The following is a 25,963-nucleotide window of genomic DNA, read 5'->3' on the forward strand; positions in this document are numbered from 1 at the left end:
TCAAGAAAGTCAACCGGCTGACCGTTGTAACGTTACTGAAAGGTTAGGCTTCTATTTCTCGGGCACTCGCCCACTGCCTCAAGCTAAATCAATGAAAAAGAAGGACATTGAGATTTTCGATGTCATGTCGCTGCGCGGCCCGAATATGTGGACATATCGGCCTGTGCTGGAGGCGTGGGTCGATATCGGGGAACTGGAGGATTTTCCCTCCAACACGATTCCGGGGTTCTACGAGCGCCTGTCGGCATGGCTGCCCTCGCTGATCGAGCATCGCTGCAGTATCGGCGAGCGCGGCGGCTTCCTGCAGCGGCTCAAGGAAGGCACGTGGCCTGGCCACATCCTGGAACATGTCACGCTTGAGCTGCAAAACCTCGCCGGCATGCCCGGCGGCTTCGGCAAGGCGCGCGAGACCCCGATCCGCGGTGTCTACAAGGTGATCGTGCGGGCCTGGCATGAGGACGTCACCCGTGCGGCCCTGTTCGCCGCCCGCGACCTCGTGATGGCAGCCATCGGGGACCGCCCCTACGACGTCCAGGAGACGGTGGACCACCTGCGCCGCCTGGTGGACAAGCACTGCCTGGGCCCGAGCACCGCCTGCATCGTCGACGCTGCCGACGACCGCGACATCCCTGCCCTGCGCCTGTCGGAGGGCAACCTGGTGCAACTCGGCTATGGCAGCCGCCAGCGCCGCATCTGGACCGCCGAGACCGACCGCACCGCCGCCATCGCCGAGAGCATCTCGCGCGACAAGGACCTGACCAAGAGCCTGCTGGAGTCATGCGGCGTGCCCGTGCCCGAAGGCCGGCTGGTGGAAAGTGCCGCCGACGCCTGGGACGCCGCCGAGGACATCGGCCTGCCGGTGGTGGTCAAGCCCTATGACGGCAACCATGGCCGCGGCGTGTTCACCAACCTGACCACCCGCGAGGAAGTCGAGACCGCCTACGGCGTGGCCATCGACGAAGGCAGCGGCGTCATCGTCGAACGCTTCGTGCCGGGCAACGAACACCGCCTGCTGGTGGTGGGCGGCCGCCTGGTGGCCGCCGCCATGGGCGAGACCGCCAGCGTGACCGGCGATGGCAAGTCGACCATCGACGAGCTGATCGAGTCGCAGATCAATTCCGATCCGCGCCGCGGCAGCACCGAAGATCACCCGCTCAACAAGGTCCGGCTGGATTCGGCCGCGCGCCTGGAGCTCAAGCGCCAGGGCTTCGACGCCACATCCGTGCCGCCCGAAGGCAAGCACGTGCTGATCCAGCGCAACGGCAACGTCGCCTTCGACGTGACTGACCGCGTGCATCCCAGCGTGGCCGCGCATGCCTCCCTGGCCGCCCGCGTGGTCGGCCTGGATATCGCCGGGGTCGACCTGGTGGCGCAGGATATCTCGCGCCCGCTCGCCGAGCAGCGCGGCGCCATCGTCGAGGTCAATGCCGGCCCTGGCCTGCTGATGCACCTCAAGCCCTCCAACGGCGAAGCGCGCCCGGTGGGCCGTGCCGTCGTGGATCACCTGTTCCCGGCCGGCGAAGGCGACGACAACGGCCGCATTCCGGTGGTCGGCATCACCGGTACCAACGGCAAGACCGTGGTGGCCAAGCTGGTGGCGCGCCTGCTGCAACTCTCCGGCAAGCACACCGGCCTGGCTTGCAGCGACGGCCTCTATCTCGACCGCCGCCAGGTCCAGGGCGGCGACCGCGCCAACTGGGACGCAGCCCATCGCATCCTGATGAACCGCGCCGTCGATGCCGCCGTGCTCGAAAACGACAGCGGCGCCATCCTGTCCGAAGGCCTCGCCTACGACCGCTGCCAGGTCGGCGTGGTGACCAACATCGATGTGCCCGACCATCTCGGCCAGTACTACGTCGAAGAAGTCGAGAAGATGTACAACGTGCTGCGTACGCAAGTCGACGTGGTGCTGGACGGCGGCGTGGCGGTGCTCAACGCGCGCGACCCGCTGGTGGTGGAGATGGCGGAGCTGTGCGACGGCGACGTGATCTTCTTCGGCCTGTCCGCGGACCTCCCCGCCATTGCCGCGCATCGCGCGGCCGGACGCCGCGCGGTCTATGTGCGCGACGGCAAGGTAGTACTCGCCACCGGCAGCCGCGAGACGCCGCTGACCGACGTGGCGGCGATCCCTCTCACTTATGCTGGCCGGGTGGCCTTCCAGGTCGAGAACGTGCTGGCGGCTGTCGCCACCGGCTGGGCGCTTGGCATCTCAAACGACCTGATCCGCGCTGGCGTGGTGACCTTCGATGTGGGCCAGGTGGATGCGCCCGGCCGCTTCACGCTGTTCGAGCGCAACGGCGCCACCGTGGTGATCGACGACGCCCACAATGCCCCGGCGCTGGAAGCGCTGGTGGCCGCGCTGGAACGCTTCCCGAGCGATCGGCGCGTGGTGGTGTATGGCGCCGGCGTGCAGCGACGCGACGAAGACATGGTCAAGCAAGGCAAGGTGCTGGGCGCCGCCTTCGACCGCGTCTTCCTGTGCGAGGATCGCTCCGTCAACAGCGCCCTGCCCGATGCCGAAGCGCGCGCGCTGCTCAAGCAAGGCCTTTACGAAGGCCGCCGCGTGACCAAGATCATCGACGAAGGCACGCGCCGCCAGGCCATCGAGGCCGCGCTCGCGCAAGTCGTGGCCGGCGACCTGCTGGTCCTGCAATGCGATGAGGCATCGACGCTGCCGACCATCGATCTGGTGCACCAGTGGATGGGCCAACCGGGCCGCCGCGCCTGATCCGGAAGGAAACTGATTTCATGGAAGTCTCACGTATCCGGGCCCTGCGCGGCCCCAACCTGTGGTGTCGCCACACTGCCATCGAAGCCATCGTATCGTGCTCCGACGAGGCCCACACCCTGGCCGACCTGCCCGGTTTCGAAGAGCGCCTGCGCGCGCGCTTTCCCGAGGTGGGCCCGCTGCGGCCCGACGACAACGAAGGCGTGGTGTCGCTGGCGCACGCGCTGGAATGCGCGGCGATGCGCCTGCAGGCGGAGGCCGGCTGCCCGGTCAGCTTCAGCCGCACCGCGCCTACCGTGGAACCCGGCACCTACCAGGTGGTGGTGCAGTACAGCGAGGAGGAAGTCGGACGCCTCGCGATGGAACTGGCCGCCACGCTGTGCCGCGCCGCGCGCGACGACGTGCCCTTCGACCTGGCCGACGCGCTGCATCGCCTGCGCGAGCTCGACGAAGACCTGCGCCTGGGACCGAGCACCGGCTCCATCGTCTATGCGGGCGTGGCACGCGGCATTCCTTACCGTCGCCTGACGCAAGGCAGCATGGTGCAGTTCGGCTGGGGCAGCAAGCAACGCCGCATCCAGGCCGCCGAAACCGATATGACCAGCGCCGTCGCGGAATCGATCGCGCAGGATAAGGAACTCACCAAGACCTTGCTGCACGCGGCCGGCGTGCCGGTGCCGATGGGCCGCTCGGTATCCGATCCCGACGAAGCCTGGGCCGTGGCGCAGGAAATCGATGCGCCGGTGGTGGTCAAGCCGCGCGACGGCAACCAGGGCAAGGGCGTGGCGGTGCGTATCCGCACCCGCGAGGAAATCATCGCCGCCTATGAGGTGGCTGCGGACATCAGCTCCGACGTGATCGTCGAGCGCTATATCCCCGGTCACGATTTCCGCCTGCTGGTGGTGGGCAATCACCTGGTCGCCGCTGCCCGCCGCGACCCGCCCCAGGTCACCGGCGACGGCAAGCACACCGTGCGCGAGCTGGTCGAGGAAGTCAATCGCGACCCGCGCCGCGGCGAGGGCCACGCTACCTCGCTGACCAAGATCCGCTTCGACGATATCGCGCTGGCTACGCTGGCCAAGCAAAACCTGACGGCGGACTCCGTGCCGCCCAAGGGCACCCGCGTGGTGCTGCGTAACAACGCCAACCTGTCCACCGGCGGCAGCGCCACCGACGTCACCGACGACGTCCACCCCGAAATGGCCGCGCGCGCCGTGGCCGCCGCGCGCATGGTCGGCCTCGACATCTGCGGCGTCGACGCGGTCTGCGAGACCGTGCTCAAGCCGTTCGAGGAACAGGCAGGCGGCATTGTCGAGGTCAACGCAGCGCCGGGCCTGCGCATGCATCTGCAGCCCTCCTACGGCAAGGGCCGCGCGGTGGGCGAGGCCATCATCTCCACCATGTTCTCCGACGGCGACGATGGCCGCATCCCAGTGGTGGCGGTCTCCGGCACCAATGGCAAGACCACCACGGTCCGCCTGATCACCCACCTGCTCGCCGCCAGCGGCCTGCGCATGGGCATGACCGGCACCGACGGCGTCTACATCAAGGGCGAGCGCATCGATACCGGCGACTGCAGCGGCCCGCGCAGCGCCCGCAATGTGCTGATGCACCCCGACGTGGACGCCGCCGTGTTCGAGACCGCGCGCGGCGGCCTGCTGCGCGAAGGCCTGGCCTTCGACCGCTGCGACGTGGCGGTGGTCACCAATGTGGGTGAAGGCGATCACCTCGGGCTGTCCTACATCAGCACCGTGGAAGATCTCGCCGTGCTCAAGAGCGTCATCGTGCAAAACGTGGCGCCGCATGGCATGGCGGTGCTCAATGCAGCCGACCCCATGGTGGTACGCATGGCGGACGCCTGCCCCGGCGCCGTGACCTTCTTCGCGGCCGACCTGAACAATCCGGTGATGGCCACGCACTGCGCGCAGGGCAAGCGCGTGGTGTACGTCGAGGACGGCCATATCGTGGCCGCCGAAGGCGAGAACCAGGTTCGCATTGCGCTGTCGGGCATCCCGCTGACGCGCGGCGGCACCATCGGCTTCCAGGTCGAGAACGCCATGTCCGCCACGGCCGCGGCTTGGGCGCTCGGCATCGACTGGGATGTGATCCGCCGTGGCCTCGCCACGTTCGTCAACGACGCAGCCAATGCGCCCGGACGCTTCAATGTGTTCGACTACAAGGGTGCGACGCTGATCGCCGACTATGGCCACAACCCGGATGCGATCCAGGCGCTGTGCAACGCCATCGAGGGCATGCCGGCCAAGCGCCGTTCGGTGGTGATCAGTGGCGCGGGCGACCGCCGCGATGTCGACATCCGCCGCCAGACGGAGATTCTTGGCGGTGTATTCGACGAGGTGATCCTGTATCAAGACCAGTGCCAGCGCGGCCGGGAAGACGGCGAAGTACTGGCTCTGCTGCGCGAAGGCCTGGAAGGCGCCAGGCGCGCGAGCGCGATTGAGGAGATCCGTGGGGAATTCCTCGCCATCGATACCGCACTGTCGCACCTGCAGCCGGGCGACCTTTGCCTGATCCTGGTGGACCAGGTGGAGGAAGCGCTGGGGCATATCGAGCAGAGGATTGCCCAGGGGTGAGGGTGGGAGTCGCCTCGCGGTAAACAAGAAAGCCAGCCTTATCGGCTGGCTTTCTTGCTTTCTTGCTTTCGTGCTGCGGGGCGCGGCGTAGCTTCTTTGAGCGGCGTTGGCTCTTGCATTCAACAGCCATACGACATCGCCCTGCGAGGTTGGTCGCTGTTTCTTTTTGCGGCGATGGTTTTTGCACCCAAGTGCGTACGACATCCCCCTGCGGGGGATGCCGGTCACTCTTCTTTGCTTCGGCAAAGAAGACTAACGAGAAGAAAGCCGACCCTGCCGGGGGCAGAGCAATCAGGCCTATGAGGCTCGGTGGTTTCGTCGTACGGCCCGGAGTTCCGGCGAGCTTCTGCCGGTACCGGCTTGAGCGGCCACGAATCTGCCAGCTTCCGGGATTCACGGTGGGGCCCCCGGTAGCGGACATCACATGCTACAAGCCGTCTGTCGCGCGCGAAGTGGGCGGCCACGAAGTTGCAAGCGCACCGGTTCCGTCGTGGGCGCGGTGGCACCGCTTTGAAAAGCCCGAAACCTTGACCACCGCGCCCGCCCCACTACGAAACCATTGGCGGGCGATGTGTCGTGGTGGTTCGCGCCGGTAACGGTAGATGGTCGAATGGGCAAGGATTCCGCTACCGGGGGCCACACCACGAATCCTGGAAATTGGCAGATTCGTGGCCGCTCAAACCGGTACCGGCAGATGCCAGCAGAACTGTAGCCGTACGACGAATCTCCTGTCCCTTGCACCCGCGATTGCTCTGCCCCCGGCAGGGTCGGCTTTCTTCTCGTTAGTCTTCTTTGCCGAAGCAAAGAAGAGTGACCGGCATCCCCCGCAGGGGGATGTCGTACGCACTTGGGTGCAACAACCATCGCCGCAAAAAGAAACAGCGACCAACCTCGCAGGGCGATGTCGTATGGCTATTGGGTGCAAACGCCAACACCGCCAAAATCAAAAACCACCTCCCCCTACCCCCTACCCCCTAATGCCTCCCCGGCAGCGACAACCGCCGCTCCAGCCGCCGCTGCACCTGCGACAACGCCGTACTGAGCATCCAGTAGATCGCAGCCACCGCAAGATAAAGCGGCAGCGGCTGGTAGGTTGCCGCTATCACCTCCTGCGCCGTGCGCAGCAGTTCGGTCACGGTAATCACCGACACCAGCGAGGTGTCCTTGATCAGGCTGATCAGGCTGTTCGACAGGCTTGGCACCGCCAGCCGCAACGCCTGCGGCCCTACCACGTAGCGCAGCGTCTGGCCCTGGGTCAGCCCCAGGCTATAAGCCGCCAGCCACTGGCCGCGCGGGATGCCAAGGATGGCGCCGCGCATGCTTTCGGAAAGATAAGCCCCCACGTTCAGGCTCAGCGTGAGCACGCCGGCCGGCGTGGGCTCCAGTGCAATGCCGATGCCGGGCAACCCGTAGTACACCACGAAGATCTGCACCAGCAGCGGCGTGCCGCGCATGATGCTGACATAGACCCGCGCGATGGCCATCAGCACACGCCGGTGGCTGATGCCCATCAGGGCGACCACGGTGCCGATCACCAGTCCGAAGACCATCGACAGCAGGGCAAACTTGATGGTGAGCAACATGCCCTGCATCAGCACGGGCAGCGAATCGGCGACAAGCTGGAGAGCGGACATGGTAGGCCCTGGAGCATGCCGGCCACGGCAACGAGGGCGGCCATGGCAGCATCACAACGTCACAACGCCCGGTTGACAGGCTCGCGCCCGGCAGGCGCAACCCGCGCTTACTTGGCCGGCCTGGTCACGTCCGCGCCGAACCACTTCACCGAGAGCTTGCCGAGGCTGCCGTCCTTGCGCATCTCGTCGAGCGCGCGGTCGATGGCCTGCCTGAACTTCGGATTGTCCTTGCGGAAGGGGATCGCCACCTCGGCATTGCCACCTTCGACGATCGCGCCGGGCCGCAGCGGCAGGCTCGACGTCTTGATCAGGTAGCCGATCATCAGGCGGTCGTTGAGCGCGGCGTCCACGCGTTCCGCCGCCAGGTCGCGCAGGTACTCCGGTGCGCCGGGATAGGTCTTGACGTCGATGCCGGCCACCGACTTGGCCAGCTCGTTGTAGTTGCTGCCCAGGCTCACCCCGAGCTTCTTGCCCTTCAGGTCATCGAGCGATTTGAACTGGCGCTTGTCGTCTTTGCGCTGGATCAGCTGCGCTGCCGAATAGACATAAGGCGTGGAGAAATCCAGCACCTGCTTGCGCTGCGGTGTGACCGCGACCTGATTGACGATCACATCGAACTTGCCAGCCTGTAGCCCGGCAATGATGCCGCTCCACTCGGTGGTGACGAACTCCGGCTTGACGCCGAGCTTGGCCGCCACGCCCTTGGCCACGTCGACGTCGAAACCCTCCAGCTGGTTGCCGCCGCCGCGGTAGTTGAACGGCGGATAGGTACCCTCCAGGCCAATCTTCAGCACGCCGGCCTGCTTCACGGTGTCGAGCAGGTCGGCGGCCTGCACGGCGGCACCCGTTGCCAGCAGCGAAACGGCGAGCAGTGCCCCGAGGCAGCCAGTACGAAGCGATCGCATATGTTCTCCAGTCAGCACAAGCGGCGCGAACCGCATTCGCGCCGCCAAGGGTTGGCCCACCAGGAGCGTAGACCTGCATTGAGCCTACCGCAACTTCCCGTTGCACAGCAATAACGATTCGCCCTGCCCGCGCCGGCCTGGCCTACTGGAACGCCTTGTCGTTAGGCTGTGCGTAAAGATCCTTCATCTCGGCCGAGAGCGGATAGTTGAGATTGATGCCGCGCGGCGGGATCGGCGACTGGAACCATTTCTTGTAGAGCTGCTCGGCGCGGCCGCTGGTCATCAGCCCGGCGATTACGCCATCGGCCAGCTTCTTGAAGGACGGATCGTCCTTGCGGAACATGCACGCGTAGTTCTCCGTCTGCAGCGGCGTGCCTACCACCGTCCACTCGCCGTGGTTCTTGGCCTTGGTCAGCTCACCGTACAGCAGCGGCTCGTCCATCACGAAGGCCACCGCGCGGCCGGTCTCCAGGATCAGGAAGGACTGGCCGTGATCCTTGGCGCTGATCAGGTTCATGTTCATGCCCTTCTCGCCGTTCATCTTCACCAGCAGGCGTTCGTCGGTGGTGCCCGCCGTGGTCACCACGTTGCGGTCCTTCAGGTCCGGGAAGTCCTTCACGCCCGAGTCCTTCTTCGTCAGCATGCGCAGGCCGTAGACGAAGAGGCTGTTGGAAAACGCCACCTGCTTCTGACGCTCGAGGTTGTTGGTGGTGGTGCCGCACTCGATGTCGATGGTGCCGTTCTGCACCAGCGTAATGCGGTTCTGAGAGGTAATCGGGACCAGCTTGACCTGCAGGTTGGGCATCTGCAGTTGCGTTTTCACCTTGTCGACGATCTGCAGCAGGATTTCGTGCGAGTAGCCCATCACGTCCTTGCCATTGGTATAGGAGAACGGGATCGACGACTCGCGATAGCCCAGCGAGATCACGCCGGTATCCTTGATCTTGCGCAGCGTCTCGCCATCGTCGGCGATGGCCGCGCCGGCGGCACACGCAAGCATGGCGGCAGCCAGCAGGCAGCGGGAGAATCGGTGGGGACGAACGTTGGATTGCATATCGCTTTCTCCTTGGGTTGGTGACGGCTCGTGAAGTATTGAGGTGGTGACGTCTCTGCGCCTTGACGCAAACAAAACTGCAACGCCGGCGCTAGGGCTCAGGCCAGCGTCGCGGCGAAATCCCCGGCTTCGATGACCGGCTTGCGCCCTGCCAGGCCATCGGCCAGCAAACCCGCGCTGCCCATGGCCAGCGTGAAGCCGAGCGCGCCGTGGCCGATATCAAGCCACAAGCCGCGCAGGCGCGAAGGCCCCACCATCGGCAGGCCGCTCGGCGTAGCCGGACGCAGGCCGGCCCATGGCTGCAACTGCCCAGGTTCCATGCGCGGCGCGATGTCGCCAAACAGTGCGCGCGTCTCGCCGGCCAGCGTGGCGATCCGCGCGCGGTCGATGACGGTGTCCGCCCGCACCAGATCGGCCATGCCGGCCACGCGCAAGGTATTGCCGATGCGGGCATAGACGATCTTGCGCGCAAAGTCGGTGATGCTGATATGCGGCGCGCTGGCGCCATCCGCGATCGGCACCGTGATGCTGTAGCCCTTGAGCGGCCACAAGGGCGGCCGCAGGCCCAGCGGCTTGAGCAGCGCCACGCTGCCGATGCCGCCGGCCACCACCACCGCATCGGCGCGCTCGATGCCGGACGCGGTGCGCACGCCGGTCACACGGTCGCCTTCGCACTCGATGCCCAGCACGCTGGCGCCGAAGCGCAGCGACACGCCAGGCCTGCCGCGCAGCAACTGTGCCAGTGCCAGGCAAAAGCGATGGCAATCGGCCACTTCCTCGCTCGGGGTATGAATGGCGCCGGCGATCTCGCCGCGCATGCCGGCCAGCGCCGGCTCCAGCGCCACGCACGCATCGCCGTCCAGCGCCTGTTGCTCGCAGCCCAGGCTGGCCTGATAGTCGAGCAGGCGGCAGGCTGCCTCGAAACTGTCTTTATCGCGATGCACAATGAGCTTGCCGCGCCGGGCGAAGCCGAACTCCGCCGGCTGGCTGTCGACGAAAGCCTGCATCAGGTCGCGGGAGTAAAAGGCAAGGCGCAGCAGCTTGCGCGTGGTGGCTTCACTGGTGGCGGCGTTGCAGGCACGGGCAAACGCAGCCAGCCAGCGCCACTGCGCGGGGTCCCCCGAGGGCCGGAAGCGCATCGGCGAATCGGGACGCAGCAGCCAGCCAGGCACTTTGCCCAGCACCCCCGGGCCTGCCAGGGGGGCGACATAGCTGTAGCTGAGCTGCCCGCCGTTGGCGAAGCTGGTTTCCTCGCCGGGGCCGCCGTGCCGCTCCAGCACGGTCACCTCATGCCCGTCGCCTGCCAGCCGCCACGCGGCGCTCATCCCGATCACGCCCGCCCCCACGATCACAACCTTCATCGTCCGCCTCTCTGCCCCGGTCCAATCCGATCCGACGAAGGTTAGACCAAGCAGCCAGCCTTGCCCAATGCGAATACGTGCAAGAATATGTCTTTAGGCTATAGGTGCTCCCCAGGCACCATCCGTTACCCGATGCGATTGCGCCAGATCGAGGTCTTTCGTGCGGTCATGCTGACCGGCACCGTCAGCGAGGCGGCCCGCCTGCTGCATGTCTCGCAGCCTGTCGTCACGCGCGTGCTGCAGCATGCCGAGGCCACGCTCGGATTTCGCCTGTTCGACCGGATCAAGGGCAGGCTGCAGGCCACGCCGGAGGCCACCGCGCTCTACGGTGATGTCGAGCGGCTCTATGGCGAGATCGAGCGGGTGCGGCGCGTCTCCGAAAGCCTGCGCCACAAAGGTGCCGGCCGCCTGCGTGTGGCGGCCACGCCGAGCCTGGCCAGCCCCTTGCTGGTGCCTGCCGTACGCGCTTTCTGCGCGCGCCATCCCGAGACCCAGGTTCAGGTGCTGACCCACCACACCGACGAGATCGTGCAGGGGCTGCTGGCCAACCAGATCGACCTGGGTTTTGCCTTCTCGCCGCCGCGCCACGAGGCCATCTCCAGCGAGCCGGTGGCCGGCGGGCAGATGCTGCTGGCGGTGCCTCGGGGCGAGCCGCTATCGTCGCGCGGGCGCCGGGCCGACGTGCCGATGCACCGGCTGGTGGAACGCCCCTTCATCGCCTACGACGACAACAGTTCGCTCGGCCTGCTGGTGCGCCAGACGCTGGCACGCAACGCGCTTGAGCCGCGCTCCACGCTGGAAGTCCAGACTTACTCGCTGGCACTGGCCCTGGTCGATGCCGGCCTCGGCCTAACCTTGCTCGACCAGTACACCGCGCTGGGCGCAAACCCCGAGCGCGTCTCGCTGCACGAGGTAAAGCCCGCCCTGTCGTTCGAGATCCAGTTGCTGCGCGCCAGCCACCGCGGCAGCTCCAGCCTGGCCGACGATATGCGCGAGCAGTTTGCCGCCGCGGCGCGGGAGGTGGCTGCTGCGCTGCCGCAGCGGCTGGAGGCGCCGGCGGTCAGTTTCGAGCACGCCCCTAAATGAGCCCTTTTGCCGTCCTCTATGGAAGCTGAGGAATTTGACAGTACCGTGCGCCGTGCACCATCATCAAAGCGCCTGAACGGTGCTTTCCCAAACCTATGTTCGCCCTGACCCTGCTTCTCCTCATCCTGGTAAGCGCCTTCTTCTCGATATCCGAGATCGCGCTGACCGCTTCGCGCCGCACCAAGCTGCAGACCCTGTCCGAGCGTGGCGACCGCCGTGCCACCAAGATCATGCTGCTCAAGGAGGAGCCGGGCAACTTCTTCACCATCGTGCAGATCGGCGTCAACAGCGTGGCCATCCTGGCGGGTATCGTCGGCGAGAAGCATGTCTCCGACCTGGTGCAGGCCGCGCTGCTGCCCTACCTGGACGCCGTCGCGACGCAGCGCATCGCCAATGTCGGCTCCTTCCTGATCGTCACCCTGCTCTTCATCCAGTTCGCCGACCTGATCCCCAAGCGCATCGCCATGACGTACCCCGAAGCGTGCGCGCTGGTGGTGATCGACCCGATGCTGACCCTGATCAAGATCTTCAAGCCGCTCGTCTATGTGTTCAACGGCGCCGCCGACGCCACGCTGCGCCTGTTCGGCGTGCCCACCAAGCATATCGACCAGATCACTTCGGAAGACATCGCCGCCATGGTCGACGCCGGGGCGGAAGCGGGCGTGCTGCACAAGCACGAGATTCACCTGATCGAGAACGTGTTCGAGCTCGATGCCAAGAGCGTCACCGCCGTGATGACGCCGCGCGACGAGGTGGTCTACATCGGCCTGGACGAACCCGCCGACAGCCTGCGCCGCAAGCTGGTCAATTACCCGCACGCGCAATACCCGGTGTGCGGGCACAACCTCGACGACGTGCTGGGCTATATCGATTCGAAGGACATCCTGCAGATGTTCCTCGCCGACGATTCCACCGGCGTGATCGGCAACATCGGCAATATCGGCAAGCACCACGACAAGAACGTGCTGGTGATCCCGGACACGCTCACGCTCACCGAGTCGCTCACGCGCTTTCGCGAGATGCACCAGAACTTTGCCGTGGTGATGAACGAGTACGGGCTGGTGGTCGGCATCGTCGCGCTCGACGATATCGTCGGCGCGCTGATGGGCAACATCATCTACTCCACCGAAGACGAACAGATCGTGCGGCGCGACGAAAGCTCATGGCTGGTCGACGGCCTCACGCCGCTGGTGGACCTGAAGAAGGCGCTGGAGCTGGACGAGCTGCCCGGCGAGGATTACGTCGATACCGCCGCCGGGCTGGTGATCTACACGCTCAAGCGCATCCCGAAGAAGTCGGAATCCATCGAGGCCGCGGGTTTCCGCTTTGAAGTGGTGGATATCGACCATCACAAGATCGATCAGTTGCTGGTCTCGCGGCTGCCACCGGCGGAACCGTTCCAGCCGTAAGCGCACGGCGATAACGCTCCACCGTGGTGGGCAACTGGAACGCCACGATCCAGGCGCCAACCACCACCACCGCCGCAGCAGCGGCCACGCCCAGGCGTAGCGGCGCAAGGCGCTCCGGCGCGTGCAGGGTCGCGTAGGCGGTACCCAGCAGCACGATCCAGGCAAAACCGAGCGCGCAACCGGCCAGCACGTCGGACAGCCAGTGCATGCCAAGGTAGAGCCGCGACAGGCAAATCAGCGCCACCGTCACCGCGGTCAGCGCAATCACCGGGATCCGGGCGCGCCACGGCTGGCGCAAGCACAGCAGGAAAGCCAGGAAGCCATAGGTCACCATGCTGCTGGTGGCGTGCCCGCTGGGGAAGGAGAAGGACTCCAGGCCGCCGTAGATGCTGGCAGGACGGCTGCGCTCGAGCGCCAGTTTGAGCACCATCACGCAAGCGCGCGCACCGACCAGCGCCCCCACCCAGTAGGCCGCCGCCACCCAGGCACGGCGCCACGCCAGCCAGCCAAACACGGTCACGCCCACCGCCACGGAAACTCGCGCTCCACCCAGTTCGGTCAGCACAACCATGGCCGTATCGAGCCACCCTTGCTGCCACGCGCGCAGTTGCGCGAACACGGCCTGATCCACTTGCACCAGCGGCGCACCCTCGGCGATGGACTCGCCCAGCCACAATAAAGCGCCCGCGCAAGCCAGCAGCAAGACCCCGCCCAGCGCCAGCAGGAGCAGTTCGGCGATATCGCGCTCCAGCATGCGGACCACGCGCGGCCACTGCCGGCCGGCACGCGCGTGCAGCGCATCGCGGCCACGCAGGCGCGCGGCATCGAGCCGGCGCACGAGCGGGCGGATGACCAGCAACAAGCCGCGCACCAAGCACAGCAGCAATAGCGCAAACAAGGCTAGCAGGCCCACTACGCCCAGCGCGGTCGCCGGCGTGAGCCAGGAAGCGGTAGGCATCGGTCAGCCTCCCGCGGCCATGCGCGCGATATTGGCGCGTGCCGGCGCTTCGCAATCGGCGAACGCCGGCGTGAGGAAGAGCTGCGCGCGCTGCGCCAGGCCTTGCAGGAAAGCGATCCTGCGCTGCAGGAAGGCCGCGAACAGGGCATCGCCGTCCAGGCCGGTGCGATTAGCCAGCAGCGCACGGTTTTCCTCGAACACAGCGGTGGTCCAGGCACCGAAGTCCGCCGGTGACGCCGCCAGACGGCAGAGATCGAGATCCAGCACGAGTTCCGACTCGGGCACCGAGGCGCGATGCCCGCACGTATCCATCACGATGCGCGCGGCCAGCGATGTCACCGCGGCATCGACGCCGACGACCATGGTCTCGATCAGCGCGGCCGAGGCCGCTTCGTTATGCTCGCAGCCCGGCACGTAGACCGCGTCGTGAAACAGCACCGCCAGCGCTTGCGCGGGCGTCAGTGCCACACCGCGCGCCTGCGCGGCTTCAAACATCTCCAGCACATGCCGGCGATCATGGTAGTGCCGGTAAGGCGCGTCGTAGCAAGCCAGCACCTGCAACACCGTCGCGCGCGGCAGGAAGTCCAGGCAGCCCAGCGCCGCCGGCCAGTCCAGTGCGAAACGCGGCTGCGTGCCTTGTGGCGTAGCCACGTTTTCGGCGAACACATCCAGCGGACGCACCCACAACCGGGAGCGGTCCCGCATCGACTCGTACACCACCACCTGCGACATGTCCGACTCGATCACGCCGAGGCCGACGATGGCATAGGCGCCGCCTTTGTAGTGGCGATAAGGCATGTCCGGCAGATAGCCGGAAGGCAAATCGGCGCCGGATTGGGCTTGAGTGGAGGGCGGGAAAGAAGGCTGGGTCATGAGCGGCTGTTCGAATCGGAGCAGCGTCATGATAGTGCATTGACTGCGCGAGACCGCTTGGGCTGCTCGCGCCATGATGCGGGCAGCGCGATTCCGCACCCCCAATGCAAAAGCCCCACGACTCCGTGAAAAATCGTGGGGCTTTGCTTACTGCTGGCGGAGAGGGTCCTTTTCGAACCCCTTCCCACTTCGCCGGGCTTCTTCGTCGGCTAGCATTTGAAACGCTTCCTTGGGGTCCATGCCTGCTTCTTCGGCTAAGCGCCAGGCGGTGTGGAAGTCTGGTAGGCGCTCGCCTTTGGTGTATCGGTCGAAAGTTTTCTGCGGAACGCCAAAGTCCTTCGCGGCTCTGTTCACGCTCCGACCTTTCAGCGCTCTGGCTATCAGTTCTTGGTAGCTCATAGAAAACTCCTAATTGTGCACCTTGTCCATTCGGACTAATCTTCGTTTGTCCAAACGGACTTAGTCCGAATGGCTCAAGCGAAGTGTAGGCCGTAAACAACGTCGGGTAAACCGGCCATCCAAATTCATCGCTCATTCGTCGGAGCTCATATGTCTGCAACCCAAAAACTGACCGTTTTCGCTATCAACGTCCGCAGTGGCATCAGTTCCAAGACTGGTCGTCCGTACACCCTATATGACGCGCAATGCATGCTGACCGAAGGTGTGCCCGATGCGCTGGGCAAGATCACTGAGACCGTCCATGTCGGCCGCGTCAACGTGTCGGAAACGCTCAAGGACACCGTTCCTGGCGAGTACGTGGCCGATTTCAAGTTGCGTGTGAGCCGCGAGGGTGAGCTCATCGCGCAAATCGTGGAGCTCAAGCCGCTCAATGGGCGTCCGGTGGCACAGCCGGTGAAAGACAAGATCGCGGCCTAGTTGGCCATCTGCATGAGGCCGGTTCGCCGGCCTCTGTTTCGTTTACGAGGGGGTCAAGCATGGCGCCAGAAGATCGCCAAAGCGTGTTGGGGGAGCTCAGAAGCTTGCGTAACAGCTTCCGCTGCCACCTGGACATTGCGGAGTTGCTGACGCGCTATCCGGCTTGTGCGCCGACCTTTCCTCGGCTTGTGTCGTTGGGTCTTGTGCTCTCGCTTGAAGAGCTCGGCGGTTTGATGGGGGAATGGTGATGGATATCTCGCCTCTGGGGTGGGAGCAAGTAGCGAATCTGGTCACGGTTTCGGTGTTCTCCGTGATCGCGGGGGCGATGCTCGGGGGCTTCGTCTACAACCTCACGAAAAATGTGTGGGAGCACATTGGGGAAGTGCTGGCGAAAAAGGTCGACGCAGCAAACGCAAAAAAGGTCCGTGAGTTGTCAGCACGGGTATGGCGGGAAAAAAGGGGTCTGTAATGGCTTTGTGCGTTCAATTTGTCTCGGGCCAGCTGCAGCAGATTCAGGGCGACGCCTTGGCCTGCGATGGGTACCTGCTGGTGACGAAAGATGAATGGGCGCTGTCGCATTCGCTGCCACCGTTGTCCATGTCGGATGGCGCGATGATTGGCGCGGCGATCATGTTGGTGTGGGCCGCCGCGTGGATATTCCGGCCAATGGGTCGGTTCTTTGAACCTCAGGGAGAATGAAAAATGAAGAAGAATTTCAGCGCAGTTAAGGCTCTGGCAGCTCGGTCCGCTCAGAAGGTGATGGTTGCAGGTGCTTCGGTGGGCGGTGCGGTGTCCGCTCATGCTGATACCGGCATCACTCCGCCGGATACGTCCAGCATTGTCACGTTCATCGTGGGTTGCGTGGCTGCGGTGGCTGCAATCGGTGTTGCGACTCTCGGCGTCAAGGCAACCGTGGCTTGCTACACCTGGGTGCGTTCGGCGATCAAGTAATTCGGATCGCTTCGGGGTTAGCCCCGGCTGTTCTGACGGGGGCTTCGGCCTCCGTTTTCGTTTCAGGTTCTGTGCGTCGTTTTCGTCGTAGATTTTGCGTTACATGTGACGTTAATTTAGGGGTGCGTCATGGCGGGTTACTACGTGTTGGTTGCGTTGTTGGGGGCAGGATGGATTCTCTTCTCCGGGGGCTGATTTATGCGCTGGTCGTTCTCTCTCTTTCGGGCTGTGCTGGGCTGCTTAAGCATTCGCGCGATTCGTGCGATGTGTCTTACCTTGGCTCTGTGTGCCTTTGGCCTGAGTTGGGTTTCTGATGCTTATGCTGCTGCACCACAAACGATGTATCGGGTGCGGTTGCAGGCTTCTCCCTTTACGTTTTCGGCGTGGTTTACTACTAAGGCGGCTGCGTGTGCCGCGCTGAATCCGCAGGGCTATCCGGGGGTGGGTCCGGCGCAGAACGACACGATGTGTTTTCAGCCGAACGGCTATGCGTATGCAGATATTTATGTTGGGACTATGTGCGGGGATGGTTCTGCTCCCAATACGTCTAAGCCCCTGTCGGATCAGTGCGGGCCTCCGCCTCCGACGTGTCCGGCTGCCGGCCAAACTTCCAATGCGGACCACTATACGGTGACGTCAGACGCTCAATTGGCGGCGGGTGTCAATTTCTGCATTCCCATGACGGGCACGTCTGGCGGCTGCGGCATGATTGCCTCGGGGCGGGTTGGCGGTAAGAACCTGACCACGGGCAAGTGGGAATATCAGTTCATGGGGCCGCTGACGACCACGGGTCAGGTGTGCAGCGGGAATCCTGCTGGCGCGACTGATCCGGTGCAGGATCAGCCGATCAAATGCTCGGCGGGCATGTGTACCGGGACCGTCAATGGCGTGTCAATCTGCGTGAAGTGCGTGCAGACCGATAACGCGACTGCGGGCAAGGTGACTACCACGAATCCGGATGGCTCCACGACTCAGACCAGTACTGCGACAACCACGACCGTCAATAACAACAACGTGACGACCAATGTTGTAACTACTACGACAACGACGCCTGCTGGTGGGGGCACGCCGACCACGACCACGAAGACGGATGCCAACACGGAGAGTAAGGACTCGTTTTGCAGCAAGAACCCGAACGATCCGGTGTGCAAGAAATCGCTCGATAACACGGCGAGCGGTGGCGATGATTGCAACACGCCCCCGAGCTGCAGCGGTGATGCCATCCAATGCATGATGGTTCAGCAGCAGTGGAAGTCACGGTGCGATATGCAGAAGACGGATGACGCGACCGCGTATGGCGTTCAGCTGACGACGGGGCAAGACCCTCAGGCGAGTACTTTGCCGACGCCTAGCGGTGCTACTGAGGTCAGCATGAAGGACAAGTATGCGGCGGTCGACAGCATGGGCGTGGTGGCCAAGTGCATCCCGGACGTGGACATCTCGTTGCCGGGCATTGTCTGGATCGCGCCTACACACATCACGATCAGTACGGCGCCGCTGTGCGACATGGGCAAGCTGTTCGGCACGCTCAATATCTTGGGCACGCTGGCGCTGTGTGCCTACATGCTGAAAGGGGCTTTCTAATGCCGTTTATCACTGCGTTTGCCGCCGCTATCGTCGCGATGCTGGCTCGGGCCGTCGTGCCTCTGGTGGGCCGTGTGCTGGTGGCGCTTGGCCTGGGGTTCGCCAGCTTCACGGGCATCGATTTGATGCTCGGGGCATTGACTAAGCTGTTCAAGGACAAGTTGCTCGCAATGGGTGATCTTCCCTGGAACATTCTGGGCGTGCTGGGCGTGCTGCAGGTGCCCTACTGCTTCAATTTGATCGTCACGACGCTACTGATCCGGGCCACGCTCAACGGGCTCACCGGCGGCTCTCTGCGGAAAATTATCTCCAAATGATCCATCGCCCGATACTGTCCTGGCTGCGCCAATCCGGCTTCTTCGGCTCGCCTCTGCTGACCTTGATAACGGGCCAGCCGGGCAACGGAAAGAGCCTGTACACGTTGTTCTTTGTGGAGGAGATGCGTAAGCAGGAAAACCGGCCGGTGTTCTATCACGGTATTCCTGAGCTCACTCTCGATTGGCAGCTGCTTGAAGATCCAACGAAGTGGCACGAATGTCCGCCCAAGTCGATCATCGTGATTGATGAGGTGCAGAAGGTCATGAAGCCACGCCCGTCGTCGTCGGCGCCTCCGATCCATGTGCAGGAATTGGAGACGCATCGGCACAAAGGCTTCGATCTGTTCTTCATGACGCAGGACCCGTCGTTGGTCGACAACCACATCAAGAAGTTGGCCGGGGAGCATGTCCACCTGATCCGCCAGTTCGGACGGCAGGCGGCGGACGTGTTCAAGATGCAGAAGGTGCAGGACCCGACTAATGCCAATCTGAAGCGCGCGCAACGGTCGTCGTTTCCGTATCCCAAGCATGTTTTCGAGTGGTACAAGTCGGCTGAGGCTCATACGCATAAGAAAAAGCTGCCGCTTAAGTACAAGCTCATGTTTGTGCTGCCGTTCGTGGTTTTGGCGGCGCTTGGGGCGGGTGGCAAGCTGCTGTGGAACCTCGCTCATCCGGCTGCAGAGAAATCAGCCGCGGCTGAGCCTGAGACCAAGAAGGTCGCGAATCCTTCGGCGGTGCTCAGTGGTCCCGGTGCTCCTGGTACGCAGCAGCAAAGCGGGCCGCTTACGCCGGAGCAATACGTGCAGCAGTACGCGCCGCGTGTGGCAGGTTTGGATTACACCGCGCCGGTGTATGACGAGCTCACGAAACCGAAGCGCGTGCCGGTGCCAGTGGCGTGTGTTCAGGTCAAGCATGGTTGTGCGTGCTACAGCCAGCAGGGCACGCGTTTGACCGTGTCGGATGGGCAGTGCCTGCAGATTGTCAAGGACGGCTTTTTTATGGCGTTTGATGCCGATGGTGCTGCGCCTGCATCTGGCGTACAGCAGACTGCGGTACAGGCTCCTGTGGGTGTTCCAGCGAGCGATTCGGCGCGGCGTGTTGAGGTGGTTCCACAGTATGTGGTGCCCATGGCGGCGACTGGGCGACTCGGTTCGCGGCGGCTGACGGCGGTTGACTTAGAGGCGTTTGGAGAGGATGAGGGCGTGGTCAAAGACCCTCGCAATTCGAAGCGTTGAATTGCCCCAATGCCGGTTGGGCGCGGCTGCTCGAAGGTGGAGACGGTGTCCGCGATAGCCTTTAGTTTTTGGTGGCTCGCGCAATAAGTTGCCACGATCGAAGACGATTTCCGACGACCTGGTTGTCGAATTTTGGTCTCGATGCGGCACAAAATTGCGCCTAGCGCTTGGTTTTGAGGCGCTCGGCCATGGGGAGCAAGCCACGAAGCATCGCGCCATCGTAGTCCATGACGCGGGCGACAAGGGAGCGGATGGTACGGCAGACAAACTGCTTGCCGTCTGGGCGGGTCCAAATGAAATGTGAGGTGTTGCGGATGAGTTTGCGAATCGGCAGTTTGAGCGCGAGTTGCTTCCAGGGCGCGAAAGCAAAGCGGCCTTTGACGTTGCGACGCTTGCGCGGGAGGGCGAACCACAGCGGTGCGTTGCAGGCGCCGCCGATGAGTGAGAGGGTCAGTTGGTTCATGGTGTTGTCCTTGAAAGGCACCGGGCCGCTAGATTCTGAGTCCCGGCGTATTCGTCTCCGGGAAGCCTGCCGAAGCTGCTTCGGCTCCAGTCCGCTGAGTTCGTCGTCCCGCGACCATGCTATGGCGCTCGCTTCGAAACGTGGAATAAATGGGAGGGGCCCGATTGCGGCCTTTTCGCAATTGGGAGGTCACCCGTTTATGCCGCGAAAGTTCGAAGCGAGTGACATATGGTCGATCAAGGGACGACGAGCTCAGCGGACTGGAGACGCTCGGATGGCTGACCGGAGATGCCGCGCGGCGAGCGCCGCTAACGCGAAGCGTTCTGATCGATCTTTTGATGTTGGTGTGGGGTTGCCTACCCGCGAGCAAAAGAATCGCGCCACGGCCCGCCTATCGCGTCCAGCGGTGGATTACGTTGGGCTAATGACGAATCAGCGGGGCAAGCTCGGGCGCCACGGGACGGAGCGTTAGCGAGGGCACGGGGCGCCCGAAGGGCGCCCCTACTTGTAGTAATAAGACTTAACGTAAATCCACTACCGGCGCGGCTCTCCGGGTAGCGGACAAAAGAAAAGGCCGGCGAGTGTTACCAGCACTCCCGGCCCGTACACAGCGACTCGTTTAGGACACTCGCCATGCGTGCATCTATGATAGTAGAAAATGATGAATCTATCGAGCGTGATAGTGAAACTGAAGGTTACAGCCCTTTCCGCGATGATGTGATTGGTCGGGTCCGGTCCTTCGATGATGGAAGCGTGGAGTTCTACGGCTACACAAAGGCTGTCCGCAAGCGCATCGATGAGATTCGAGCCCTTCCTCGCCGCAAGCGCGGGGATGAGGAAAATGAAAACCGGGATCGCAACATGCGGGTGGCTGCAAAGGCTGCGCGCAAGAATATCCGGTTGCGTGTGAAGTCGGTCAGGGCTACTCACATGGTCACCCTTACTACGCGTGAATGCATCTCTGATATCGCCCGCTTTATGGCCATCTGGGACGTTTTCCGCCGCCTCATGGCGAAGCATGCGCAGTTCCACTACATCGCGGTCCCTGAGTTGCAGAAACGTGGTGCGTGGCACATGCACGTAGCGGTGTCAGGCCGGGCTGCATTGCATCTGGCTCGGCGTTGCTGGCTCAAGGCTGTGGGTGGTCGTGGCAACGGCTACTGCCACATCAGGGCACCCAAGGATGGGCATTTCGGTAAGCAGTGGCGCCTGGATGCGTTGGCGGGGTATATCGCCAAATACATCGGCAAGGACCTTGAGAAACACGTCTTCAACAAAAAACGTTACTTCACGTCTCGGGGTATCAACGTGCCTCAGGCGACCACATATCTCCTGCAGACTGAATGCCCCTCGGTGATCGACGCTGTACGTGATGCGATGTATGCGCTGTGCGAGGAATTCGCCATTCAGGACATACGCTGTTTCGTGACGCGGGACGGTAGTCAGTACTGGATGAGCGCTACTAGGCCGGTTGACTTAAAGTCGGTGTGATATGCCTTGTAATTATCGTAACGTGTGACGATAATTAAGACTCCTAAAAGCGAGGGGGTTGTTATGCGTGACGCTAGCGATAAGGTGACTGGTGAGCTCGTACCGGTGAAACGCAAGCGCGGGCGTCCGCCTACAGGCAATGCGATGACTGCTGCTGAGAGACAAGCGGCATACCGTGCGAGGCATGAGCTCGTATCGGTGACGGTGGAATTGCCTGCGGAGTTGGTCGAGTCCTTGAACGACTATCTCAAGTTCAAGGACGTTACACGCAATGAGGTATTCGCTAAGCTCCTGCGCTCCCAGTTACTGCGCAAGCGCTGAGCCGCGTTCAGTAGCCTGTCTGTTCGACTGTGATATGTTTGCGATAGGGTCACAGCAAGGGTCGCTAAATGCGTTATTTTCTTTTCGGCTTCGTCTGCCTTTCAATTCAATCCGGTATCGCTGGCGCACAGTCGTATAGCGTCACGACGACGACAACTACTACGACGCGTTCCGATGGGAAGGTTACTACCGAGACTGTTCAATCCGTTCCGTATTCGCCGGGCCGGTGTCAGAGGCTGATGGTCGATCAGCAAATGTTGCTTGATCAACTGCGGCGGACCGGCTGGAAGCTTGAACAGGATTCGGTTCGTGCGCAGTTGATGCAGGTGCAAGAGGAAATAGTCGCGCGCAGCTGTTAAGGGCGGTCGTGTTACGCTGCGTCCAGTAGGCTCAGCTGTATGCGTTCATTGTGGCGTTTAATCGCACGCTTGATGCTGCTTAGGTGGGTGCCGTATCGCTTGGCTAGTGACGTGCGGGTGTGGTTCCCGCTGAACCATAGACGCAGGCATTCCTCTTCGTCTTTCGGCGTCATTGCTGTCGGCCTACCCATCTTCACGCCGCGTCGCATGGCTGCTGCCATGCCGACTTTCGTCCGCTCCCGGATCAGTTCCCGCTCGAATTCTGCGAAAGCTCCAACGATCTGAAAGATCATGCGGCCAGCTGGCGAGCGCGTGTCGATGTGCTCGGTCAGGCTTCGAAACTGCGCACCGCACGCCTCGATGCGTTCGATGATGACCAACAGGTCCTTCAGTGACCGCGCGATGCGGTCCAGCTTGTAGACGACCACTGTGTCGCCTGGACCGATCTTGGTGAGCATTTCCTCGAGCGCTGGTCTGCGGTTCATGCTGCCACCGGACCGCTTTTCAGAAAAAATAAAACCGACGCCTGCTGATTGCAGTGCGTCGGTTTGAGCGTGTGTTTCTTGTTCCTGCGTACTAACCCGGGCGTATCCTACAAGCATTTGACCGTTGCAAATTTTGTTGTTTGCGTCAGTCTATCAACGGCCCGGGTGAGCACGTTTTTTATATGGCGGAGAGGGTGGGATTCGAACCCACGGTAGGCTCGCACCTACGCCTGATTTCGAGTCAGGTACATTCGACCACTCTGCCACCTCTCCGGTAACTGGGTCGCTTGTCGCGAAGAACAAGATTATAGAGGAAATCCCGCTCCAACCGCAAGCCCCCGGCGGCGAAAATTTATGCCTCGGGGCCCAGGCGCGTCAGGCCGCCCAGATACGGCTGCAATGCGGCCGGTACCGTCACCGAGCCATCGGCGTTCTGGTAGTTCTCCAGGATCGCCACCAGCGTGCGGCCAACGGCCAGGCCCGAGCCATTGAGCGTGTGCAGCAGCTCCGGCTTGCCCTGGCCCGCGCGGAAACGGGCCTGCATGCGGCGCGCCTGGAAGTCGCCCATGTTCGAGCAGGAGCTGATCTCGCGGTACGTGCCCTGCGCGGGGATCCAGACTTCGAGGTCATAGGTCTTGGTGCTGCCGAAGCCCATGTCGCCCGTGCAAAGCGCGACGGTGCGGAACGGCAGGTCCAGCTTCTTCAGGATGGCTTCCGCATGGCCCGTGAGCTGTTCCAGCGCATCGAATGAATGCTCGGGCTGCACCACCTGCACGAGTTCGACCTTGTCGAACTGGTGCTGGCGGATCATGCCGCGCGTGTCCCTGCCGTAGGAACCGGCTTCCGAGCGGAAGCAAGGCGTGTGGGCAACGAAACGCAGCGGCAGCTTGTCGCCGGCCACGATGGCGTCGCGCACGATATTCGTCAGCGGCACCTCGGCGGTGGGGATCAGGTAGAAGTTCTCGAGGCGCTCGCCCTCTTCGCTGCCAACCTTGCGCGGCACCTTGAACAGGTCTTCCTCGAACTTGGGCAACTGGCCGGTGCCGCGCATCGATGCGGCATTGACGATGTACGGCACGTACATCTCGGTATAACCGTGCTCCAGCGTGTGGGTATCGAGCATCAGCTGCACCAGCGCGCGGTGCATGCGCGCGACGCCGCCACGCAGCATGGAGAAGCGCGAGCCCGTAACCTTGGCCGCGGTATCGAAATCCAGTCCGAGCCGCTCGCCCACGTCGACGTGGTCCTTGACCTCGAAGTCGAAGCTGCGCGGCGTGCCGACGCGGCGCACTTCCACGTTCTGGGTTTCGTCGCGGCCCACCGGCACGCTCTCGTGCGGCAGGTTGGGGATGGCTTCCAGGATTTCGGAGAGCTGGGCCTGGATTTCTTCCAGGCGCGCGGCCGATGCCTTGAGGGTATCGCCGATGCCGCCGACTTCGGCCATCACCGCCGAGGCGTCTTCGCCCTTGCCCTTGAGCATGCCGATCTGCTTGGAGAGGCTGTTGCGGCGCGCCTGCAGTTCCTCGGTCTGGGTCTGCAGTTGCTTGCGCTCGGCTTCGAGTGCCTGGAAGGCCGCTACGTCGAGTTGGAATCCGCGCGTGGCAAGGCGTTGCGCCACGGCGTCGATGTCTTTGCGGAACAGCTGGATGTCTAGCATGTTGCGTATGAGGGGAGGTGCATGGGCCAGCGGCATGCCGGCGGACCCGCCATTTTACTGTACTGGCCGGCGCAAGCGCCGAACCACCGGCCGGGGAACAGGCACGCGCTTCGGCCGCTGTTCCCGACGACGGCCCGCCCGGCGCTGTCGATGCGCGCTATTGCGCCCCGCCCTCGCCGCCTTCGTCCCTGCCCTTGCCTTTGCCCTGCTGCCGCTGCCACTGCGCATCGAGGTCGCGCAGGTGGCGCAGCTTGTCGCCGATCTTGCCTTCCAGCCCGCGCGGGGTGGGCTGGTACCAGCCCTGGCGCCTGAGGTCATCGGGGAAGTAATGCTCGCCGGCAGCATAGGCCTCCGGCTCGTCGTGCGCGTAGCGGTAGGCGTGGCCGTGGCCCAGCTCTTTCATCAGCTTGGTCGGGGCGTTGCGCAGGTGGACCGGCACGCCGCGCGACTTGTCCTTCGCCACGAAGGCGCGCGCGGCGTTGTAGGCGTTGTAGCCCGCGTTGGACTTGGGCGCGACTGCGAGGTAAATCAGCGCCTGCGCCAGCGCGAGTTCGCCTTCGGGCGAGCCCAGCCGCTCGTAGGTCTCGGCCGCGTCAAGCGTGATGCGGGCGGCACGCGGATCCGCCAGGCCGATGTCTTCCCATGCCATGCGCACGATGCGGCGCGCCAGGTAGCGCGGATCGGCGCCGCCGTCGAGCATGCGGCAGAACCAGTACAGCGTGGCGTCCGGGTCGGAGCCACGCACCGATTTATGCAGCGCGCTGATCTGGTCGTAGAAGGCGTCGCCGCCCTTGTCGAAGCGCCGCAGGTTCTCCGACAAGGCGCTGCCCAGCAGCGCCTTGTCGATGATGGCCGCGCCGGCGCTGCGCGCGGCACGCGCCACGATCTCGATATTGTTGAGCAGCTTGCGGCCGTCGCCATCGGCGGAGGCCACGGTCAGCTGCAGCGCCTCGTCCTCCCACTGCAGGCCGCCCAGTTCCTCGCCGGCGCGGCGCGCCAACTGCGTCAGCTCATCGTCATCCAGGCTCTTGAGCACATACACCGCGGCGCGCGACAGCAAGGCGCCGTTGACCTCGAAGGACGGGTTCTCCGTGGTGGCGCCGATAAAGGTGAACAGCCCGCTTTCCACGTGCGGCAGGAAGGCATCCTGCTGGCTCTTGTTGAAGCGGTGGACTTCGTCCACGAAGACCAGCGTGCGCCGGCCGTGGGCGCGGTATTGCTCGGCGCGCTCGACCGCCTCGCGGATGTCCTTGACGCCCGAGAGCACTGCCGACAGCGCAATGAACTCGGCATCGAAGGCCGTGGCCATCAGCCGCGCCAGCGTGGTCTTGCCCACACCGGGCGGGCCCCACAGGATCATGGAGTGCGGCTCGCCGGATGCGAACGCCACCCGCAACGGCTTGCCGACGCCAAGCAGGTGTTGCTGGCCGATCACCTCGTCGATGTTGCGTGGGCGCAGGCGCTCGGCCAGGGGTTGTAGGGAACGATCGGGAGCTTCGGAAAACAGCGTGTCCGCCACGGTATTCAGGCCTTTATGTCGGGGCAGGCGCGCACGGTGCGAACCGCTGCGCCTCGGAACCTGACAGTGTAGACCATCGCGCGTGGCGGCCCGCTCGGGCGAGCGC

The 25,963-nt window shown here is 63.7% G+C and carries 23 protein-coding genes, 1 tRNA gene and 1 pseudogene; 13 read left to right on the forward strand and 12 right to left on the reverse strand.

Going from position 1 to position 25,963, the window contains the following annotated elements:
- Positions 1–91: 91 nt before the first annotated feature.
- Entirely contained in the window at positions 92–2,728 is a 2,637-nt protein-coding gene (cphA, locus tag AC1DS6_RS14385) for a cyanophycin synthetase (RefSeq protein WP_477102618.1), read from the forward strand.
- Between the two features lie 20 nt (positions 2,729–2,748).
- Entirely contained in the window at positions 2,749–5,319 is a 2,571-nt protein-coding gene (gene cphA / locus AC1DS6_RS14390; protein ID WP_441631070.1) for a cyanophycin synthetase, read from the forward strand.
- Positions 5,320–6,293: 974 nt separating this feature from the next.
- On the opposite strand, the gene AC1DS6_RS14395 is transcribed toward cphA (AC1DS6_RS14390), so the two are convergent.
- The 4 genes from AC1DS6_RS14395 to AC1DS6_RS14410 all read right to left on the reverse strand — a co-directional run bounded on the left by AC1DS6_RS14395 (position 6,294) and on the right by AC1DS6_RS14410 (position 10,273).
- Positions 6,294–6,953 (reverse strand): amino acid ABC transporter permease, encoded by a 660-nt coding sequence (locus AC1DS6_RS14395; RefSeq protein ID WP_441631072.1) that lies wholly within the window; start codon positions 6,951–6,953, stop codon positions 6,294–6,296.
- Between the two features lie 107 nt (positions 6,954–7,060).
- On the reverse strand, positions 7,061–7,858 hold the full coding sequence (locus tag AC1DS6_RS14400) for a transporter substrate-binding domain-containing protein (protein ID WP_441631074.1): 798 nt from the start codon (positions 7,856–7,858) through the stop codon (positions 7,061–7,063).
- Between the two features lie 142 nt (positions 7,859–8,000).
- Positions 8,001–8,912: a glutamate/aspartate ABC transporter substrate-binding protein gene (locus tag AC1DS6_RS14405; RefSeq protein WP_441631076.1), complete on the reverse strand. Its 912-nt coding sequence runs from the start codon at positions 8,910–8,912 to the stop codon at positions 8,001–8,003.
- Positions 8,913–9,010: 98 nt separating this feature from the next.
- Positions 9,011–10,273 carry a D-amino acid dehydrogenase gene (locus tag AC1DS6_RS14410; RefSeq protein ID WP_441631078.1) on the reverse strand — a complete coding sequence of 421 codons (1,263 nt, stop codon included), beginning with the start codon at positions 10,271–10,273 and terminating at the stop codon, positions 9,011–9,013.
- Between the two features lie 132 nt (positions 10,274–10,405).
- Here AC1DS6_RS14410 and AC1DS6_RS14415 point away from each other — a divergent pair, with 132 nt between their 5' ends.
- Both AC1DS6_RS14415 and paeA read left to right on the forward strand, forming a co-directional pair.
- Positions 10,406–11,359 carry a LysR family transcriptional regulator gene (locus tag AC1DS6_RS14415; protein WP_441631080.1) on the forward strand — a complete coding sequence of 318 codons (954 nt, stop codon included), beginning with the start codon at positions 10,406–10,408 and terminating at the stop codon, positions 11,357–11,359.
- A 95-nt stretch (positions 11,360–11,454) separates the two neighbouring features.
- Positions 11,455–12,768 carry a polyamine export protein PaeA gene (gene paeA / locus AC1DS6_RS14420; RefSeq protein WP_441631082.1) on the forward strand — a complete coding sequence of 438 codons (1,314 nt, stop codon included), beginning with the start codon at positions 11,455–11,457 and terminating at the stop codon, positions 12,766–12,768.
- A 157-nt stretch (positions 12,769–12,925) separates the two neighbouring features.
- Here the strand turns inward: paeA and AC1DS6_RS14425 are convergent.
- The 3 genes and pseudogenes from AC1DS6_RS14425 to AC1DS6_RS14435 form a co-directional block, all read right to left on the reverse strand.
- A pseudogene (locus AC1DS6_RS14425) lies at positions 12,926–13,726 on the reverse strand (phosphatase PAP2 family protein); the annotation flags it as partial.
- Positions 13,727–13,729: 3 nt separating this feature from the next.
- The gene (locus tag AC1DS6_RS14430; RefSeq protein ID WP_477102619.1) at positions 13,730–14,599 is read right to left on the reverse strand and encodes a DUF1653 domain-containing protein; all 870 of its coding nucleotides are present in this window, start codon (positions 14,597–14,599) and stop codon (positions 13,730–13,732) included.
- Between the two features lie 147 nt (positions 14,600–14,746).
- Positions 14,747–14,998: a hypothetical protein gene (locus AC1DS6_RS14435; protein ID WP_477102620.1), complete on the reverse strand. Its 252-nt coding sequence runs from the start codon at positions 14,996–14,998 to the stop codon at positions 14,747–14,749.
- Positions 14,999–15,148: 150 nt separating this feature from the next.
- Between AC1DS6_RS14435 and AC1DS6_RS14440 the strand changes: the two genes are divergently transcribed.
- From AC1DS6_RS14440 to AC1DS6_RS14470, 7 genes are all read left to right on the forward strand, one after another.
- A complete protein-coding gene (locus tag AC1DS6_RS14440) occupies positions 15,149–15,475 on the forward strand; it encodes a hypothetical protein (protein ID WP_477102621.1) in 327 nt (108 codons plus the stop codon).
- Between the two features lie 247 nt (positions 15,476–15,722).
- Positions 15,723–15,944 (forward strand): hypothetical protein, encoded by a 222-nt coding sequence (locus AC1DS6_RS14445; protein ID WP_477102622.1) that lies wholly within the window; start codon positions 15,723–15,725, stop codon positions 15,942–15,944.
- Positions 15,944–16,174 (forward strand): phage coat protein, encoded by a 231-nt coding sequence (locus AC1DS6_RS14450; RefSeq protein ID WP_477102623.1) that lies wholly within the window; start codon positions 15,944–15,946, stop codon positions 16,172–16,174. The genes AC1DS6_RS14445 and AC1DS6_RS14450 overlap by 1 nt, the downstream gene beginning before the upstream one ends.
- Positions 16,175–16,177: 3 nt before the next feature.
- On the forward strand, positions 16,178–16,426 hold the full coding sequence (locus AC1DS6_RS14455) for a major capsid protein (protein WP_477102624.1): 249 nt from the start codon (positions 16,178–16,180) through the stop codon (positions 16,424–16,426).
- 198 nt (positions 16,427–16,624) lie between these two features.
- Entirely contained in the window at positions 16,625–18,010 is a 1,386-nt protein-coding gene (locus tag AC1DS6_RS14460; RefSeq protein ID WP_477102625.1) for a virulence factor TspB C-terminal domain-related protein, read from the forward strand.
- On the forward strand, positions 18,010–18,327 hold the full coding sequence (locus AC1DS6_RS14465; protein ID WP_441601616.1) for a DUF2523 family protein: 318 nt from the start codon (positions 18,010–18,012) through the stop codon (positions 18,325–18,327). The genes AC1DS6_RS14460 and AC1DS6_RS14465 overlap by 1 nt, the downstream gene beginning before the upstream one ends.
- The gene (locus AC1DS6_RS14470) at positions 18,324–19,562 is read left to right on the forward strand and encodes a zonular occludens toxin domain-containing protein (protein WP_477102626.1); all 1,239 of its coding nucleotides are present in this window, start codon (positions 18,324–18,326) and stop codon (positions 19,560–19,562) included. Before AC1DS6_RS14465 ends, AC1DS6_RS14470 begins: the two co-directional genes overlap by 4 nt.
- A gap of 160 nt (positions 19,563–19,722) precedes the next feature.
- Here AC1DS6_RS14470 and AC1DS6_RS14475 read toward each other — a convergent pair whose 3' ends face one another.
- Entirely contained in the window at positions 19,723–20,025 is a 303-nt protein-coding gene (locus tag AC1DS6_RS14475) for a hypothetical protein (protein WP_477102627.1), read from the reverse strand.
- 633 nt (positions 20,026–20,658) lie between these two features.
- Between AC1DS6_RS14475 and AC1DS6_RS14480 the strand changes: the two genes are divergently transcribed.
- A complete protein-coding gene (locus AC1DS6_RS14480) occupies positions 20,659–21,516 on the forward strand; it encodes a rolling circle replication-associated protein (RefSeq protein WP_477102628.1) in 858 nt (285 codons plus the stop codon).
- A gap of 389 nt (positions 21,517–21,905) precedes the next feature.
- Entirely contained in the window at positions 21,906–22,196 is a 291-nt protein-coding gene (locus tag AC1DS6_RS14485) for a hypothetical protein (protein ID WP_477102629.1), read from the forward strand.
- Positions 22,197–22,207: 11 nt separating this feature from the next.
- Here AC1DS6_RS14485 and AC1DS6_RS14490 read toward each other — a convergent pair whose 3' ends face one another.
- The 4 genes from AC1DS6_RS14490 to AC1DS6_RS14505 form a co-directional block, all read right to left on the reverse strand.
- Positions 22,208–22,798 carry a recombinase family protein gene (locus AC1DS6_RS14490; RefSeq protein ID WP_477102630.1) on the reverse strand — a complete coding sequence of 197 codons (591 nt, stop codon included), beginning with the start codon at positions 22,796–22,798 and terminating at the stop codon, positions 22,208–22,210.
- A 66-nt stretch (positions 22,799–22,864) separates the two neighbouring features.
- Positions 22,865–22,954: transfer RNA gene (locus AC1DS6_RS14495), tRNA-Ser, on the reverse strand.
- A gap of 79 nt (positions 22,955–23,033) precedes the next feature.
- Positions 23,034–24,338, reverse strand: a complete 1,305-nt coding sequence (serS, locus tag AC1DS6_RS14500) for a serine--tRNA ligase (protein WP_441631086.1) — start codon at positions 24,336–24,338, stop codon at positions 23,034–23,036.
- Positions 24,339–24,495: 157 nt separating this feature from the next.
- Positions 24,496–25,857: a replication-associated recombination protein A gene (locus AC1DS6_RS14505; protein ID WP_441631088.1), complete on the reverse strand. Its 1,362-nt coding sequence runs from the start codon at positions 25,855–25,857 to the stop codon at positions 24,496–24,498.
- Positions 25,858–25,963 lie beyond the last annotated feature (106 nt).

It is taken from the genome of Cupriavidus sp. 05L310 (assembly GCF_056398185.1).

Bases quoted from the DNA above. Each gene is read 5' to 3' on its own strand.
- cphA (WP_477102618.1), top strand. From the start codon at position 92: ATGAAAAAGAAGGACATTGAGATTTTCGATGTCATGTCGCTGCGCGGC.
- cphA (WP_441631070.1), top strand. From the start codon at position 2,749: ATGGAAGTCTCACGTATCCGGGCCCTGCGCGGCCCCAACCTGTGGTGT.
- AC1DS6_RS14395 (WP_441631072.1), bottom strand. From the start codon at position 6,953: ATGTCCGCTCTCCAGCTTGTCGCCGATTCGCTGCCCGTGCTGATGCAG.
- AC1DS6_RS14400 (WP_441631074.1), bottom strand. From the start codon at position 7,858: ATGCGATCGCTTCGTACTGGCTGCCTCGGGGCACTGCTCGCCGTTTCG.
- AC1DS6_RS14405 (WP_441631076.1), bottom strand. From the start codon at position 8,912: ATGCAATCCAACGTTCGTCCCCACCGATTCTCCCGCTGCCTGCTGGCT.
- AC1DS6_RS14410 (WP_441631078.1), bottom strand. From the start codon at position 10,273: ATGAAGGTTGTGATCGTGGGGGCGGGCGTGATCGGGATGAGCGCCGCG.
- AC1DS6_RS14415 (WP_441631080.1), top strand. From the start codon at position 10,406: ATGCGATTGCGCCAGATCGAGGTCTTTCGTGCGGTCATGCTGACCGGC.
- paeA (WP_441631082.1), top strand. From the start codon at position 11,455: ATGTTCGCCCTGACCCTGCTTCTCCTCATCCTGGTAAGCGCCTTCTTC.
- AC1DS6_RS14430 (WP_477102619.1), bottom strand. From the start codon at position 14,599: ATGACCCAGCCTTCTTTCCCGCCCTCCACTCAAGCCCAATCCGGCGCC.
- AC1DS6_RS14435 (WP_477102620.1), bottom strand. From the start codon at position 14,998: ATGAGCTACCAAGAACTGATAGCCAGAGCGCTGAAAGGTCGGAGCGTG.
- AC1DS6_RS14440 (WP_477102621.1), top strand. From the start codon at position 15,149: ATGTCTGCAACCCAAAAACTGACCGTTTTCGCTATCAACGTCCGCAGT.
- AC1DS6_RS14445 (WP_477102622.1), top strand. From the start codon at position 15,723: ATGGATATCTCGCCTCTGGGGTGGGAGCAAGTAGCGAATCTGGTCACG.
- AC1DS6_RS14450 (WP_477102623.1), top strand. From the start codon at position 15,944: ATGGCTTTGTGCGTTCAATTTGTCTCGGGCCAGCTGCAGCAGATTCAG.
- AC1DS6_RS14455 (WP_477102624.1), top strand. From the start codon at position 16,178: ATGAAGAAGAATTTCAGCGCAGTTAAGGCTCTGGCAGCTCGGTCCGCT.
- AC1DS6_RS14460 (WP_477102625.1), top strand. From the start codon at position 16,625: ATGCGCTGGTCGTTCTCTCTCTTTCGGGCTGTGCTGGGCTGCTTAAGC.
- AC1DS6_RS14465 (WP_441601616.1), top strand. From the start codon at position 18,010: ATGCCGTTTATCACTGCGTTTGCCGCCGCTATCGTCGCGATGCTGGCT.
- AC1DS6_RS14470 (WP_477102626.1), top strand. From the start codon at position 18,324: ATGATCCATCGCCCGATACTGTCCTGGCTGCGCCAATCCGGCTTCTTC.
- AC1DS6_RS14475 (WP_477102627.1), bottom strand. From the start codon at position 20,025: ATGAACCAACTGACCCTCTCACTCATCGGCGGCGCCTGCAACGCACCG.
- AC1DS6_RS14480 (WP_477102628.1), top strand. From the start codon at position 20,659: ATGCGTGCATCTATGATAGTAGAAAATGATGAATCTATCGAGCGTGAT.
- AC1DS6_RS14485 (WP_477102629.1), top strand. From the start codon at position 21,906: ATGCGTTATTTTCTTTTCGGCTTCGTCTGCCTTTCAATTCAATCCGGT.
- AC1DS6_RS14490 (WP_477102630.1), bottom strand. From the start codon at position 22,798: ATGCTTGTAGGATACGCCCGGGTTAGTACGCAGGAACAAGAAACACAC.
- serS (WP_441631086.1), bottom strand. From the start codon at position 24,338: ATGCTAGACATCCAGCTGTTCCGCAAAGACATCGACGCCGTGGCGCAA.